Source organism: Luteimonas sp. MJ250, assembly GCF_039548455.1.
Classification (GTDB): Bacteria; Pseudomonadota; Gammaproteobacteria; order Xanthomonadales; family Xanthomonadaceae; genus Luteimonas.
Genome location: NZ_JBCLVB010000015.1, coordinates 101,978 through 117,177, shown reverse-complemented (window position 1 = coordinate 117,177; position 15,200 = coordinate 101,978). Strand labels below are relative to the sequence as shown.

The 15,200-nt window shown below is 69.6% G+C and carries 11 protein-coding genes; 7 read left to right on the top strand and 4 right to left on the bottom strand.

Annotated features, from left to right (window positions below; genetic code table 11):
• Positions 1–316 precede the first annotated feature (316 nt).
• Positions 317–3,316 (top strand): TonB-dependent receptor, encoded by a 3,000-nt coding sequence (locus WCE37_RS13125; protein WP_343279751.1) that lies wholly within the window; start codon positions 317–319, stop codon positions 3,314–3,316.
• Positions 3,317–3,327: 11 nt separating this feature from the next.
• Positions 3,328–5,178 (top strand): metallophosphoesterase family protein, encoded by a 1,851-nt coding sequence (locus WCE37_RS13120; RefSeq protein ID WP_343279750.1) that lies wholly within the window; start codon positions 3,328–3,330, stop codon positions 5,176–5,178.
• Positions 5,179–5,205: 27 nt separating this feature from the next.
• Here the strand turns inward: WCE37_RS13120 and WCE37_RS13115 are convergent, their stop codons facing one another.
• Both WCE37_RS13115 and WCE37_RS13110 read right to left on the bottom strand, forming a co-directional pair.
• Positions 5,206–5,670: a tRNA (cytidine(34)-2'-O)-methyltransferase gene (locus WCE37_RS13115; protein WP_343279749.1), complete on the bottom strand. Its 465-nt coding sequence runs from the start codon at positions 5,668–5,670 to the stop codon at positions 5,206–5,208.
• 49 nt (positions 5,671–5,719) lie between these two features.
• Positions 5,720–6,433 carry an SDR family oxidoreductase gene (locus WCE37_RS13110; protein ID WP_343279748.1) on the bottom strand — a complete coding sequence of 238 codons (714 nt, stop codon included), beginning with the start codon at positions 6,431–6,433 and terminating at the stop codon, positions 5,720–5,722.
• A gap of 114 nt (positions 6,434–6,547) precedes the next feature.
• Here WCE37_RS13110 and WCE37_RS13105 point away from each other — a divergent pair, with 114 nt between their 5' ends.
• From WCE37_RS13105 to WCE37_RS13090, 4 genes are all read left to right on the top strand, one after another.
• The gene (locus tag WCE37_RS13105) at positions 6,548–9,412 is read left to right on the top strand and encodes a pitrilysin family protein (protein WP_343279747.1); all 2,865 of its coding nucleotides are present in this window, start codon (positions 6,548–6,550) and stop codon (positions 9,410–9,412) included.
• A 145-nt stretch (positions 9,413–9,557) separates the two neighbouring features.
• Positions 9,558–9,866: a DUF4156 domain-containing protein gene (locus WCE37_RS13100; protein ID WP_343279746.1), complete on the top strand. Its 309-nt coding sequence runs from the start codon at positions 9,558–9,560 to the stop codon at positions 9,864–9,866.
• Positions 9,867–9,994: 128 nt separating this feature from the next.
• Complete coding sequence (locus WCE37_RS13095; protein WP_343279745.1) at positions 9,995–11,011, top strand: 3-oxoacyl-ACP synthase III; 1,017 nt, start codon at positions 9,995–9,997, stop codon at positions 11,009–11,011.
• Positions 11,012–11,158: 147 nt separating this feature from the next.
• Complete coding sequence (locus WCE37_RS13090) at positions 11,159–11,950, top strand: TSUP family transporter (RefSeq protein WP_343279744.1); 792 nt, start codon at positions 11,159–11,161, stop codon at positions 11,948–11,950.
• Between the two features lie 308 nt (positions 11,951–12,258).
• Here the strand turns inward: WCE37_RS13090 and WCE37_RS13085 are convergent, their stop codons facing one another.
• The gene (locus WCE37_RS13085; protein ID WP_343279743.1) at positions 12,259–13,359 is read right to left on the bottom strand and encodes a Gfo/Idh/MocA family oxidoreductase; all 1,101 of its coding nucleotides are present in this window, start codon (positions 13,357–13,359) and stop codon (positions 12,259–12,261) included.
• A gap of 32 nt (positions 13,360–13,391) precedes the next feature.
• Positions 13,392–14,132, bottom strand: coding sequence for a UPF0149 family protein (locus tag WCE37_RS13080; protein WP_343279742.1), 741 nt, complete (start codon positions 14,130–14,132; stop codon positions 13,392–13,394).
• Positions 14,133–14,268: 136 nt separating this feature from the next.
• Between WCE37_RS13080 and WCE37_RS13075 the strand changes: the two genes are divergently transcribed.
• Positions 14,269–15,186, top strand: a complete 918-nt coding sequence (locus tag WCE37_RS13075; protein ID WP_343279741.1) for an alpha/beta fold hydrolase — start codon at positions 14,269–14,271, stop codon at positions 15,184–15,186.
• The last annotated feature ends 14 nt before the right edge of the window (positions 15,187–15,200 follow it).

Here is a 15,200-nt window from a genome sequence, read left to right as displayed (position 1 = left end):
GGCTCCTGATTGAACCGGGCATGGTCGGCGGCCCGGGTGACGGAGCCATGACCGGAACGGCCCGGGCGCCCATCGCCGATGTGTCACCGCACTGAAACCTTGCTGTTCGGCCGCTGACATGGTGCGTCGCGACAATGCCTCCCGTTCCGGCCGGGGCGTGCCTTGGGCCGCGCCGGGGAACGCCGGTTCGTGAGCAGCCGGACCTGTCCGGGGATTCGGACATTCCAGGGCCCTTCGCTTGAAGACTCCCCCATCTGCCGTCCGCCTGGTGCCTGCCGGGTCCGACGGCTGCGCCTCATTCCCAAGGGACACGTAGATGCACAAGACCAGCACTCTCGCCGCGGCGCTTGCCACGATCCTCGTCATCCACGTCCCGGCGCATGCCGGCGACGTGCCGGGCCCGGCAGCTGCCGGCATCGGCATCGGCGCTGGCACCGGAGCCGGACAGCAGCTCGCCCGGGGCGAGGCGGGCTCCATCAGCGGCGTCGTCACCGACGCCGGCCGCGGCGGCTACCTGGCCGGTGCCGAGGTCCGCATCGCCGGTGAGGAGGTGGTTGCGGTCACCGGTTCGGACGGCCGCTTCTCCCTGCATCGCGTGCCGGCCGGTCGCCACGAGCTCACGGTCAGCTACATCGGTCGCCCGGACCAGAACCAGGCCGTCGACGTGGTTGCCGGCCAGTCGGCAAGCGTCCGCGTCGATGTCCCGCTGGCCGGCGCGGTCGCCACCGAGTTCGATTCGGTGGTGGTCCGCGCCAAGCCGATCGCGGAATCCGAGTTCGCCGCGCTGCAGGCGCAGCGCTCGTCGACCTCGCTGGTCAACGTGGTCGCCGCCGACTCCATCGGCCGCTTCCCCGACCAGAACGTGGCCGCCGCGCTCAGCCGCCTGCCCGGCATCGCGGTCGAGCGCGACCAGGGCCAGGAGCGCTACGTGAACCTGCGCGGCGCGCCGTCGCGCTGGACCACGATCGCCTTCGACGGCGTCAACGTGATCAGCCCGGCCGGTCGCGTCGCGCGCCTGGACACCATCCCGTCTTCAATCGCCAGCCAGGTCATCGCCCGCAAGGCAATCACCGCGGCCATGCCCAGCGAGACCCTGGCCGGCAACATCGACATCATCACCCGCAGCCCCTTCGACTACGAAGGCCTGAAGATCGGTGCCGACGTCGGCATCGGCTACAACGACCTGGGCGGTGGTTCGCAGTACAACTGGGGCGGCTTCATTTCCAACAAGTTCGCCGACGACCGCTGGGGCCTGCTGGTCTCCGCGTCCAAGTATTCGCGCGACATGGTCACCGACAACTTCGAGTCCGATCCGGAGGTTGCCGACGAGGACCAGGAGCCGGGCGGCGAGGGCCGCGTCTGGTTCGATGCCCACCAGAACAAGCTTTACCGCTTGACCCGCGAGAACGAGTCGGTGAGCGGCCGCCTCGAGTTCCGTCCCGACGACGACAACCATTTCTTCCTGAGCACGATCCTCACCAGATTCAGCGACCATGAAATGCGCAACGCGTGGGAGTTCGACTTCGACGCGGATGCGGTGGAGACGTCGAGTGGGGCCCGGGGCGACGGCTACGCCGACGTCCGCAGCGGCAACACGCCGTACCTTGGCACCGTGCATGGCGTGGAAATGGATGCCACGCAGAACATCGGCAATTCCGAGCAGAGCATTTTCACCACCACCCTCGGTGGCGACCAGAACATTGGCGACCTGCGCGCCAGTTGGCGCCTGAACTACACCAGGGCGGAAGACGAGGGCGGCCCGGGCTTCGGCTCCACCTGGGTCAGCCCCGAAGACCGGGCGCTGCGCCCGACCGTGGACTACGACTTCACCAACCGCGAACTGCACCGCGTCACCCTGTGGGACACCATCGTCAATCCGGACGGCTCGTTCTCCAAGGGCAAGCTCAAGCGCTCGCTGGATTCACACGACTACGACTTCGTGCGCCTGACCTCGGGCGTCGACAGCGCGGTCACCGATTCCTACAGCGCCCGCCTGGACCTGTTCAAGGACATCGACCTGTTCGGCCGCCCGACCGGGCTGCAGTTCGGCTTCCAGTACGACGACCGCAGCAAGGAAATGCACGAGACCGAGTTCATGATCGACGCCGGGCACCTGGCGGCCGCGGGCATCGCCATGCCGACCATGAGCGACATTGCCTCCGACAAGCCCTACCAGGGCAGCCTGCCGCTGGGCTACAGCTTCCGCTACCACGACCAAGCCCGCGCCTGGGCGCTGCTCGACAGCCTGCGTTCGCAGGGCGTCGGCGAGTATGACGCTGCCGTGCCGCTGGAGGAGTGGTACCGCGTGACCGAGAAGGTCGGCGCCGTGTACGGCATGGCGACCAGCCACTTCGACTGGGGCAACGTGGTCGCCGGCGTGCGCGGCGAGTACACCCGCAACGAATCCACCGCGAACACCGAAGACGACGAGGGCAACTTCGCCCCGGTCACGATCAGCGAGAGCGGCGTCGAGTTCTTCCCCAGCGTGCACGTGAACTGGGACCTCAACGACGAGATGAAGCTGCGCTTCTCCGCCAACACCGGCGCCGCGCGCCCCGACTACACCGACCTGCGCCCGAACTTCGCGATCAGCGACGAGGACCGGGAGATCGACGGCGGCAATCCTTATGCCGAGACCGAGAAGTCGGTGGGCCTGGACGCATACTTCGAGTGGTACATGCGCCCGCAGGGCTTCTTCTCGGCCGGCGTGTACTACAAGGACCTGCGCGACGTGCTGCTCGACGTCGAGATCCCGCGCTTCGGCAGCGACGACCTCAACACCCCGGACATCGACCGCTCCGAGTACACCTACTACACGCTCGCCAACGGCGGCGACGGCTACCTCCGCGGCATCGAGTTGGCGTACTCGCAGAAGCTGGGCCCGCTGGCGGAGCGCTTCAACCTGCCGATGTGGGTGGGCGACTTCGGCATTGCCGCCAACGTCAACTTCAACGACAGCGAGGCGAACACGCCCGACGGCCGCAAGGTTCCCCTGCCGGGCACCTCGGACGTGACCTACAACACTTCGGTGTACTACGAGGCCCACGGGCTGTCGGCACGCCTGAGCTGGCAGCACCGCAGCGAGTGGATCGACGGCATCGGCGACGGCGACATCATGGGCGATGAGTACTGGGACGACGTCGGCCGGCTGGACTTCTCGCTGCGCTATGCCTTCAACGACAACGTCGAGATGTACTTCGACGCCAACAACCTGCTCGACGAGCCGGGCATCCGCTATCAGGGCGACCACCGCCGGACCACCGAGTTCGAGCAGTTCGGCCAGCGCTTCATGGTCGGCATGCGGATGAGCTTCTGATGCAGACCACGATGACCGTTCAACGCGCATTGGGCACGCTGATTCCGGGCGTGCTTGCCACAGCCCTGCTGGCCGCGTGCCAGCAGGCCCCCGAGGGCGCACAGGCCCCCGCCACCGCTGCCGCCGCGCAGCCCGCCACGACCGCCGTCGAGGACGTGGCGTCGGGTGAAATCACGGCAGCGGTGGACGCGATCCGGTCGCGCATGCTCGAGCGCATGCCCGCCGCGGAACTCGCCGATGCCACGTCGGCCGACGTGCTCGCGCTGGCCGACGAAGCCGGACTGCAAGCGCTGTCGACCGGGTTCCTGCGCTTCAGCGTCGATGTCCCCGCCACCGTATACGTCATGCTTTCGCCGGACTCCCGTGAAGCACCGTTCTGGCTCGCCGAACAGGGCTTCGAGCGCACCGGCCTGGTCGCCACGGTGGACGGCGACGACCAGTTCCGCGCCTGGAAAAAGCCGGTCGGGGCGGGCGAGGTCGGGCTTGGCGTGCACTCCCTCGAGAGCGGCGTGAAGCCCTATTTCGTGCTGGTCGGCCCGGCCGCGGAGGGCGGCGCGCAGCCGGTGGTGTCGGCGCCGGCCCCGGAGCGCATGGGTCTCGCCACGGCGACGATCGGTGTCCGCGTGTTCGCCGACGACACCGATATCCTGGACGCGATCGATCCGGCGCTCCAGGGACTCGCCCTGCTGCAAACGCTGGAAAAGCGCGAGAACGAGGCCGCCCTGCTGGGCTGGTTCCGCAACACGCCCTATCCCGGAGGCGCCGCGGCCGACCAGGTCGTGCTGACCTGGGCCGGCGATCCCGCGACGACCCAGTCGATCCAGTGGCGCACCGCCACCGGCAGCGGCAACGCGCACCTGCGCTATTCGGCGGGCGAGGGCACCCCGGTCGTGGTCGAGGCCGCCAGCGCGGAGCTGCACACTCCGGACATCGCCAACGATCCGCGCACCCTGCGCCACACCGTCGCCCTCGAAGGGCTGCGGCCCGGCACCACCTACCGCTACGCGATCGGCGACGGCGCGGCCTGGGGCGAGGAGCGCAGCTTCACCACCGCGCCGGCGCAGGCCGAGCCCTTCACCTTCATCTACATGGGCGACGCCCAGAACGGACTCGACACCTGGGGCACCCTGGTGCGCAAGGCCTACGCCCGGCACCCGCAGGCCGCGTTCTACGTCATGGCCGGCGACCTGGTGAACTGGGGCGAGCGCCGCGACGATTGGGACCTGCTGTTCCAGAACGCCGCCGGCGTCTACGACCACCGCCCGCTGGTGCCGGCGATCGGCAACCACGAAGTCGACATGGGACATGTCGATCTGTACGTGGGCCAGTTCGACCTGCCGCGCAACGGGCCGGCCGCCATCGAGCCCGAGCGCGTCTACTCGATGGAGTACGCCGACACGCTGTTCGTGGTGCTCGATTCCAACCTGGAGCCCGGGCCGCAGGTCGAATGGCTGGACCGCACGCTCGGTGCCTCGGACGCGACCTGGAAGTTCGTCGTCTACCACCACCCGCTGTACTCGACCAAGCCCGGCGACCGCGGCCAACCGGAGCTGAAGGCGGCGTGGGCGCCGCTGTTCGAGAAGCATGGCGTCGACCTGGTGCTGCAGGGCGACGACCATGCCTACCTGCGCACATTCCCGATGAAGGGCGATGAAGTGGTGGGCTCGCCCGCCGAGGGTCCGGTTTACATCCACGCCGTGGCCGGCACCAAGATGTACGAGCAGTCGGATGCGCCGCACATCGCGAAGCGCTTCACCGACATCTCGACCTACCAGGTCATCGACATCGACGGCGGACGCCTGCAATACACGGCCTATGACGTCGACGGCAGGGTCATGGACGATTTCAGCATCGAGAAGTGATGCGCCAGGGCCCGCGGGGCCCTTGCTTCAGGCGGAACCCGAGAAGCCCAGCTGCCGCCAGGCTTCGTAGGCCACCACCGCCACCGCGTTGGACAGGTTGATGCTGCGGTTGTCCGGACGCATGGGCAGCTGCAGCCGATGGTCGGGGGCGACCGCATCCAATACGTCGCCGGGCAGGCCGCGGGTTTCGCAGCCGAACAGGAAGGCGTCGCCGGCAGCGTAGCGGGGCGCGTCGTAGCGCACCTGGCCGCGCGCGCTGAGCGCGAACAGCCGCGGCGGCGCGATCGCGTCGAGCGCCGTGGCCAGGTCGTCGTGCACCGCCACCTGCGCGTACTCGTGGTAGTCCAGCCCGGCGCGCCGCAGCTGCCGGTCATCCATGTCGAAGCCCAGCGGCCGCACCAGGTGCAGGCGGGCGCCGGTGTTGGCGCACAGGCGGATCACGTTGCCGGTATTGGGCGGGATTTCCGGCTGGTAGAGGATGATGTCGATCATCGCGTGCTGCGGTCGAAGCGGGCGGCGTGCAGGATATCCGGCCGTGCGGCTACCAGGCGATCGTCTTGCCGTCGGTGCCCAGGAACCGCCCGCTGTCGCCTTCGCCGAGGGCATCGACCTGGCGCAGCATGCCGGCGACGGCGTCTTCCGGCGCGACGTCGGCGTCGCTGCCGCCCATTTCGGTGCGCACCCAGCCCGGGCTGGCCGCGATCACCACGATCCCGCGCGGGGCCAGCGCCTGCGCCAGAAGCACCGTGGCCATGTTCAGCGCCGCCTTGCTGATGTTGTAGCTGGGCGTGCCGAAGCGCTCGGTCAGCGCGATCGATCCCAGGCGCGATGACACGTTCAGCACCCGCGCGCCCCCGGCCAGCAGCGGCGCCAGCGCCTGGGTGAGCAGCAGCGGACCCATGGCGTTGACCCGGAAGCTGTGTTCCAGATGGGCTTCGCCCAGGGTGCCGAAACGCTCGCCCGAGTGCAGCACGCCGGCGTTGTTGAGCAGCAGGTCGATGCGCCCGCCGTCGCCCAGCACCAGCGGCAGCTCGGCGGCGAACGCCGTGCGCGAGCGGGCGTCGGCGACGTCCAGCGGCAGCACGTGCAGGCGACCCGGATGCTCCGCGGCCAGGGAATTGAGCGCGGTGGCGCGCCCGGGCTCGCGGCAGGCGGCGACGACGTGGTCGCCGCGGACCAGCAGTTGGCGGGCGAACTCGAGGCCAAGGCCGCGGTTCGCGCCGGTGACCAGGGTGGTGCGGGAAGGACTGTCCATGCCGGCAGCATGCACCAGGCGGGGTCACGCGGGCGTTTCGACCGGGACCAATGGCCCGCTCCCGCCGGCCGCGCGGCACCGTACCATCAGGAGCTGACCAGCAAGGAAGAGCCCATGTCGACGTTCAAGACCCTGCCGCGCCGCGGCACCCTCCTCGCCCTGGCGCTTGCCGCCGCCATGGGCACCGCCGCTCCGCTCGCCTGGGCCGAAGCACCGCCCGCGACCGCGAACGCCGGCGTCGACATCGCATACGAAGAGTTCACCCTCCCCAACGGCCTGCGCGTGGTGGTGCACACCGACCGCAAGGCGCCGATCGTGGCGGTCAACATCTGGTACCACGTCGGCAGCAAGGACGAGCCCTCCGGGCGCAGCGGCTTCGCGCACCTGTTCGAGCACCTGATGTTCCAGTCGTCCGAGAACCACGCCGGCGAGTACTTCGCGCCCTACACCCAAGTGGGCGTGACCGATCAGAACGGGACCACCAACACCGACCGCACCAACTACTTCCAGAACGTGCCCACCACCGCGCTCGACACCGCGCTGTGGATGGAGTCCGACCGCATGGGCCACCTGCTGGGCGCGGTCGACCAGGCGGCGCTGGACGAGCAGCGCGGCGTGGTCCAGAACGAGAAGCGCCAGAGCGAGAACCAGCCCTATGGCCAGGCCTGGGAAAAGCTCATGAAGGCGCTGTATCCCGCCAGCCACCCGTACCACCACTCGGTGATCGGCTCGATGAACGACCTCGACGCGGCCTCGATCGAGGACGTGCACGCCTGGTTCCGCGCCTGGTACGGCCCCAACAACGCCGTGCTGGTGCTGGCCGGCGACATCGACCTGGCCACCGCGAAGGACAAGGTCGCGAAGTACTTCGGCCACATCCCCGCCGGCCCCGACATGGCGCAGCCGGCGGTGGACGTCGCGCGCCGCGCCAAAGCGACCCGCGAGACCATGCATGACAAGGTCCCGCAGGCCCGCATCTACCGGGTCTGGAACGTGGCCGAGGTCGGCAATGACGAGCTCGAGCGCCTGCAGCTGCTGGCGCAGGTGCTGGGCGGCAGCCGGTCCTCGCGCCTCGACGCGCGCCTGCTGCACGGCGACCAGCTGGTCGACAGCATCAGCGCGGGCGTCTATGCCAAGCAGTTGGGCTCGAACTTCATCCTCATGGCCAACGTGAAGCAGGGCGTGGATCCGGCGAAGGTGGAGGCGGTGATCGACGAAGAGATCGACCGCCTGCTGGCGGAAGGCCCGACCGCGGACGAGATGGCGCGCGCGCGCACGGTGTTCCGCGCCGGCTTCATCCGCGGCATCGAGCGCATCGGCGGCTTCGGCGGCAAGGCCGACGCACTGGCCGAATGCGCGGTCTATGCCGATGACCCGGGCTGCTTCCGCGAGTCGCTGCGCATCATCGACACCAGCACCGCCGACCAGGTGCAGGCCGCCGGCCGCGAATGGCTTGGCGACGGCGATCACACGCTGCTGATCCTGCCCGGCGAACGCACTCCGCTGGTCGAGGAGCCGGCCGGGACGCCACAGCCCTGGGACCTGCCGCAGCTGGACGAGCACTACTGGGTCACGCCGCCGGCCGTGGACCGCAGCGCCGGCGTGCCGATGCCCGACGCCTTCCCGGAGCTGAAGTTCCCCGACGTCGAGCGCGCCACGCTCGGCAACGGCACCACCGTGGTCCTGGCGCGCCGCACCGGCGTGCCGGTGGTGCAGCTGCGCTACCAGTTCCCGGGCGCCGGCTACAGCGCCGATGCCGGCCGCAAGATCGGGACCGCGAGCTTCGCCATGGGCATGCTGGACGAGGGGGCCGCAGGCCTCAAGCCGCTTGAGTTCGCCGACCGCGCTGAAGCGCTGGGCGCGCAGCTGGGCGCTGGTGCCGGCCTGGATGCGGGCACGGCGTGGCTGTCGGCGCTGAAGGGCCAGCTGGACCCGTCGCTGGCGCTGTTCGCGGACATGCTGCGGCGCCCGGACTTCGACGCCGCCGAGATCGAGCGCGTGCGTGCGACCTGGATCGCCAACATCGCCCAGGAAAAGGCGCGTCCGCAGACCGCGGCGCTGCGCGTGCTGCCGCCGCTGCTGTACGGCGAAGGCCATCCCTATGCGATGCCGTTCACCGGCAGCGGTACGGAAGCGTCGATCGCATCGCTGACCCGCGACGACCTGGTGGACTTCCATCGCGCACAGATGCGGCCGGAAGGCGCCACCCTGGTGGTGGTCGGCGACACCACCCTGGCCGAGATCGTGCCCCTGCTGGAAGCGCACCTGGGTGACTGGTCCGGCAGCGGCCCGGCGCCCGGCGCCGCGGCGGCGATCCCGGCCGTGCCCCGCCCCGCGAAGGCGCGCGTGTTCCTGATCGACCAGCCCGGCGCGGTGCAGGCCAACATCTACGCCGGCCTGCTGGTGCCCGCCACCACCGACGACGGCGCGGTGCGCTTCGACATGGCCAATGGCGTGATCGGCGGCGATTTCACTGCGCGCCTGAACATGAACCTGCGCGAGGACAAGCACTGGTCCTACGGCGCCCGCAGCGGCGCGTCCGGCGCCCTGGGCCAGCGCCCGTGGCTGGCCTCGGCGCCGGTGCAGATCGACAAGACCGCCGAAGCGATGGCCGAGATGAAGCGCGAAATTGCCGGCTTCGCCAGCGGCGAGGCACCGCCGACGGTGGAGGAGGTCGAGCGCATCCGCGCGATCAACACGCTGAGCCTGCCGGGCGCGTACGAAACCGCCTCCTCGGTGGCATCGACCATCGCCGGCAACGTGATGTACGGGCGGCCGGACGACTACGTGCAGCGCCGCAAGGCGGAGATCGAAGCCATGACCCCGGCGCAGGTGGCGGAAGCGGCGAAGGCCATCGACGCCGATGCGCTGACCTGGGTCGTGGTCGGCGATCTTTCGCAGATCGAAGCCCCGGTGCGCGCGCTGGAGCTGGGCGAGGTCACCGTGCTCGACGCCGACGGCCAGCCCGTCGCGCGCTGAGCCCTGCGCCCAGAGGGCCGCCGCTCAGCTGCGGCCTGCATCACCTGAACGACAGGTCTTGCCGTCACCGCTGGTCACCGCTGCAGCTGCTCCTGCAAGAGTTGCGGCGGGGCACAATCGACCGGGTCCAACACGGAGTTCCTCCATGCGCCAACTACTTCTGGTTCCCCTCCTGATGGTCTTGTCCGCCTGCACCTGGGTGCACATGGCGCCAGGCGCCTCTGCCGTGCGTATCGCCGCGTCGCCGCCGGCGGGCTGTGACAAGCGCGGCGAGGTCGAGGTCTCGGTGAAGCACAGCATCGCGTTCATCGATCGCAACACGCTGCGGGTACGGGAAGAGCTGGAAACCCTGGCCCGCAACGAGGCCCCCGGACTGGGTGCCGATACCGTGCACCCCCTGTCCGACCCCGTGCGCGGCGCCCAGCGCTGGGCCGCCTGGCGCTGCGGCCGCTGATTCCCGCCCCGGGGAACGCGCTCCCACGGGGGCCGCAGGTGAACGGATCGACGGGCCGGAAAGTGCGCCGAAGGCCGGAAGCCGCTACATTAGCGGATCTTTTTCCCAGCTTTACGGCGGCATAGCCCATGTTGTTCCAGCACGTAGCCATCGCGGGCCTTGCCCACATCGACGCCCCGCGCCGGTTGACCTCCGACGAGATCAACGCCCGGCTGAAGCCGACGCTCGACCGCCTGGACATCCGTACCGATGTGCTGGGCGACGTTGCCGGCATCCACGCCCGCCGCCTCTGGGACGGCGACATGCTGGCCTCCGACGCCGCCACCCTGGCCGGCGTCAAGGCGCTGGCCGATGCCGGCATCGACCCGGCGCGCGTGGGCCTGCTGGTCAATACCTCGGTCAGCCGCGACTACCTCGAGCCGTCCACGGCCAGCATCGTCAGCGGCAACCTCGGCCTTGGCGACGAATGCCAGAACTTCGACGTCGCCAACGCCTGCCTGGCCTTCATCAACGGCATGGACATCGCCAGCCGCATGATCGAGCGCGGCGAGATCGACTACGCCCTGGTGGTGGACGGCGAAACCGCCGACCTCGCCTATGAAAAGACCATCGAGCGCCTGAGCCGCGCCGACGCCACCGAAGAGAACTTCCGCAACGAACTGGCCACGCTCACCCTCGGCTCGGGTGCCGCCGCCATGGTGCTGGCGCGCGCCGAGCTCGCCCCGGGCGCACCGCGCTATCGCGGCGGCGTGACCCGCGCGGCCACCGAGTGGAACAAGCTCTGCCGCGGCAACCTCGACGGCATGATCACCGACACCCGCACCCTGCTGATCGAGGGCATCAAGCTCGCCACCAAGACCTTCGAGGTCGCCAAGCAGAAGCTCGGCTGGGTGGCCAGCGAACTCGACGAGTTCGTGATCCACCAGGTCAGCAAGGTGCACACCGCGGCCTTCACCAAGGCCATGGGCATCGACCCGAAGAAGGTCATGACCATCTTCGGCGAGCACGGCAACATCGGCCCGGCCTCGGTGCCGATCGTGCTCAGCAAGCTGCGCGAGGAAGGACGCCTGAAGAAGGGCAACCGCGTGGCGCTGCTGGGCATCGGATCGGGGCTGAACTGCTCGATGGCCGAGGTGGTCTGGTAAGACCGGGCTGCGCAGGGGCTTGGACGGGGCCGGCCAGTCCGGCCCCGCGTCGTTTCAGGCGCGCGGATCCGCGCGTCGTATCGTGCCCGGCACCGCCTGGACGTCCGGCGCGCGGGCAAATCACTGCAGTGTCGGAGGCGGGGTTCGATGGAATTCGGTTTCGAGGTGTTGGCCCTGCTGGCGCTGGCGGCCTTCGTCGCCGGCACCATCGATGCGCTGGCCGGCGGCGGCGGCCTGATCACCATTCCCGCGCTGATGGCGGCCGGCATCCCGCCGGTGCAGGCCATCGCCACCAACAAGCTGCAGTCGAGCTTCGGCACCGCCGGCGCGGTGCTGGCGTTCGCACGTCAGGGCCGGATCGACTTCCGTCGGTTCCTGTGGCCGGCCGTAGCTGCGTTTGCCGGGTCTGTCGGCGGCGCGATCGCGATCCAGCTGGTGGATCCGTCCTTCCTCGCCGGCCTGGTGCCGGTGCTGCTGGTGGCGATGGCCGCGTACTTCCTGCTCGGCCCGAAGGCCAGCGAGGCCGAGCGCCACGCGCGGCTGGGGCATGCGGCGCTGGTCACGCTGATGTTCGCGCTGGGCTTCTACGACGGCTTCTTCGGCCCGGGCACCGGCTCGTTCATGGCGACCGCGCTGGTGGCGCTGTTCGGCTTCGGCCTGGTGTCGGCCACGGCGCACACCAAGCTTCTCAACCTCGCCAGCAACGTCGCCGCGCTGGCGACCCTGGTCATCGGCGGCCAGGTGCTGTGGACCGTGGGCCTGGTGATGGCGGTGGCGAGCATCGCCGGCGGCCAGCTGGGCGCGCACCTGGCGCTGGGCCGTGCGGGCGCGCGGGTGATCCGGCCGCTGCTGGTGATGATGTCGCTGCTGCTGACGGTGAAGCTGCTGATGGAGCCGGGAAATCCGCTGGTGGAGTGGGTGAGGGATGTGCCGGGTTGAGGCCGGCACACTGAACCTGCCTGGAAATCCCGTAAATTTATACACGTCGCCAGGTTTGTATAAAAATACCCGTTGCCGTGCAGCAGCAGCGCGGTGCGGCCATTGGCCTCGCTGGTCGGCGGCAGGTCCAGGTAAGCCATCTCGACCTGCTGCCGCTGCGATTCGAACCCGTGCATGCGAACCGGGTGCGGATAGTCGAAGCCTTCCAGCCGCGGGCGCTGCAGCGGCGGCGGCCGATCCGCTGATGCCAAGCAGGCCTGCGAGCAGGAGGGCGCCGCGCTTCGATCGGGAAGGGCGATCACGCTGGCTCACGGCGCGTCTCGAGTGTCGGCCGCCGCCGAGCGCTCGATCGCCTCCAGCGCCTCATGCAGCGCGACCGCATCGCCAAACCCCGGCGCCAGCCGCGTGCCCTCGCGGATGTCGCGCGCCAGCAGCGCATACATGCGTGCGACGTTGCGCGCCACCGGGGAGTCCGGCCAGTCGGCGTAGGCCTCGGCAGGCGGCATGAGCTCGGTCAGCGCCGTCTCCGTGCCGCGGGCGCCGCGGATCGTGAGCTGTTCCAGCTGCGCGTGCCCGGACGCGCCGGTCACCTGGATGTCGCCCTCGGTGCCGTTGATCTCCCACAGCAGGTTGCTGTCCGCGCGCGACAGTCCGCCGCGGTAGTGGATTGAGAACGCGGCGCCGCGTTCCAGCGTGCCGTGCACCAGCACCTGGTCGGGCGTGGTCTTGTCGATGGTCGCGCCGGTATCGGTGATGGATGTCCGCGTGCGGCGGTTGATCAGCCGCGCCGACAGGCTGCCGAATCCGCCCAGCACGTCGAAGAAGCCGGCCAGCGTGTGCCCGAGCGGAATGCTGAGCAGCGTCGCACCGTTGCGGACGTCGTCCAGATAGGCGTGCGCGGCGTCCGTCCGTCCGCCCCACTGGCCGCCGCTGCCGACCAGGGTGGTCGACAGCACCTCGCCGACATAGCCGTCGGCGATCAGCTGGCGCAGGTGCTCGATCTCCGGCGCCACGCGCATCTGGGTGCCCACCGCGGTCACCACGCCACGCGCTTCGGCCAGCGCGGCCAGTGCGCGCGCCTCGGCCAGTCCGTTGCCCAGCGGCCATTCGCAGTAGACGTGCTTGCCGGCATTCAAGGCCGCGCTGACCAGGGCGTGGTGGTGCGGCACCTTGACGGTCACGACCACGAGGTCGACCTCGGGCGATTCCACCAGCGCCTGCGAATTTTCGAAGGCATGCGGCAGGCTGAAGGCTTCAGCGGCGCGCTGCGCGCTGGCGAGGCTGGTGTTGGCGACGCCGACCACTTCGTAGTCGTCGGGCAAGGCCGCCAGCGCGGGGATGTGGGCCATCGCGGCCCAGTGGATGCCGGGGTTGAGGCCGATGATGCCGACGCGGATCCGTGTGCCCATGTCCTGCTCCTCTTCAACGGGTAGCGCGCGGCTCAGTTCAATCCGCAGCACTTCTTGTATTTTTTCCCGCTGCCGCAGGGGCAGGGGTCGTTGCGCTCCGGGGCCGCGTCGCGGCGGATCGGCGTGCGCGGGGTCAGTGCTTCCACGCGGTGGTGGTTGAGGTCGGCCATCATCGAAGGGATTTCGATCACGATGCCCAGCCGCTCGCGGTAGTCGACGGGCATCGCTTCGGCGGTGGGGTCGTCCGGGTTGATGGCTTCGCCGCTGGCCAGGCGGTCCAGGGCGTCGAAGATGTCTTCGATCCAGTCGTTGTCGTCCAGCCACTGGTCCCACTCGGCCTCGCGCAGCATCACCGCGGAGAAGAAGCCGTGGGCCCAGTCGGTGCCGACGTCGAGGTCGTCCTCGTCGAGCGCCTCCTCGCCGGTGAGCTCGGGGTCCTCGGGCAGCCACATCAGCGGCGCGAGGTGGTCGGGCAGGTCGCCGTCGTCGTAGCGCACGCGGGCGGTGCACATGTTCAGGTGGCCGAGCAGCAGCTGCTGCACCTGGTCGGCCTCCGCCTCGCCGTCCCAGGTCGGCGCCTTGCCGCCCCAGACCACCGGCTGCCATTCCTCCGGCGGCACCGCCGATGGCGAGACGGCCAGCGCGGTCAAAAAGCCGTCCAGCGCCTCCAGGTTGAAACCCTTGAAGGGCACGGCGCGCCGGTCGAGGAGGTCGGCGAGGCGTTCGATCCGGTCTTCGTCGAGATAGGGCGGGGCGGACGTCGGGCTGGTCATGGCGATCTGCGGAAGGCGGCGAGGCCTGCATGGTAGTCGCGTCGCCCGGCGACGGGGCACTCCTCCTCCGGTGCGTGCCGGGCCGGGGCTGCGCCCCCGTCCTACAATGGCGGTCGCTGTCCGCCCAGGCGTCGCCATGCATCTTCCGGGTTATCCCTCCAGTCCCCAGCGTTTCCAGGTCCGTCCCGGCATCGCGATGTCCTATCTCGACGAGGGTCCGCGCGACGGCGAGGTCGTGGTCATGGTCCACGGCAATCCGTCGTGGAGCTATTACTGGCGCACGCTGGTGGCGGGACTGTCGGACCCCGCTTCCGGCAAGGGCTACCGCTGCATCGTCCCCGACCACGTCGGCATGGGGCTGTCCGACAAGCCCGACGACGCGCCGAACGCGATCCCGCGCTACGACTACACCCTGCAGTCGCGGGTCGATGACCTCTCCACGCTGCTCGGGCACCTCGGCATCGACGGCCCGGTGACGCTGGCGGTGCACGATTGGGGCGGCATGATCGGCTTCGGCTGGGCGCTGTCGCACCAGGCGCAGGTGAATCGGCTGGTGATCCTCAACACCGCGGCCTTCCCGATGCCGGATACCAAGGCCATGCCCTGGCAGATCGCGCTGGGCCGCGACTACAACGTTGGCGAGATGGTGATCCGCGGCTTCAACGCGTTTTCCTCCGGTGCGTCGTGGCTGGGCGTGGAGCGGAAGATGCCGGCCGATGTGCGCCGCGCCTATGTCGCGCCCTACGACAGCTGGAAGAACCGCATTTCGACGGTGCGCTTCATGCAGGACATCCCGCTGTCGCCGAAGGACCGGGCCTGGCCGATGCTGGAGGAGTCCGGCCGGCGCCTGCACGAATATGCCGGCCTGCCCGCCTTCATCGGCTGGGGGCTGAGGGACTTCGTGTTCGACAGCCATTTCCTCGAGCGCTTCCAGGCCGAGCTGCCGGGCGCGGAGACGATGGCCTTCGATGATGCCGGCCATTACGTGCTGGAAGACAAGCACGAAGTGCTGGTGCCCGCGATCCGCGATTTCCTGGACCGCAACCCGCTCTGATCGCCGGCGCTTGG

Coding starts and splice junctions, on each gene's coding strand:
- WCE37_RS13125 (WP_343279751.1), top strand. CDS start 317: ATGCACAAGACCAGCACTCTCGCCGCGGCGCTTGCCACGATCCTCGTC.
- WCE37_RS13120 (WP_343279750.1), top strand. CDS start 3,328: ATGACCGTTCAACGCGCATTGGGCACGCTGATTCCGGGCGTGCTTGCC.
- WCE37_RS13115 (WP_343279749.1), bottom strand. CDS start 5,670: ATGATCGACATCATCCTCTACCAGCCGGAAATCCCGCCCAATACCGGC.
- WCE37_RS13110 (WP_343279748.1), bottom strand. CDS start 6,433: ATGGACAGTCCTTCCCGCACCACCCTGGTCACCGGCGCGAACCGCGGC.
- WCE37_RS13105 (WP_343279747.1), top strand. CDS start 6,548: ATGTCGACGTTCAAGACCCTGCCGCGCCGCGGCACCCTCCTCGCCCTG.
- WCE37_RS13100 (WP_343279746.1), top strand. CDS start 9,558: ATGCGCCAACTACTTCTGGTTCCCCTCCTGATGGTCTTGTCCGCCTGC.
- WCE37_RS13095 (WP_343279745.1), top strand. CDS start 9,995: ATGTTGTTCCAGCACGTAGCCATCGCGGGCCTTGCCCACATCGACGCC.
- WCE37_RS13090 (WP_343279744.1), top strand. CDS start 11,159: ATGGAATTCGGTTTCGAGGTGTTGGCCCTGCTGGCGCTGGCGGCCTTC.
- WCE37_RS13085 (WP_343279743.1), bottom strand. CDS start 13,359: ATGGGCACACGGATCCGCGTCGGCATCATCGGCCTCAACCCCGGCATC.
- WCE37_RS13080 (WP_343279742.1), bottom strand. CDS start 14,132: ATGACCAGCCCGACGTCCGCCCCGCCCTATCTCGACGAAGACCGGATC.
- WCE37_RS13075 (WP_343279741.1), top strand. CDS start 14,269: ATGCATCTTCCGGGTTATCCCTCCAGTCCCCAGCGTTTCCAGGTCCGT.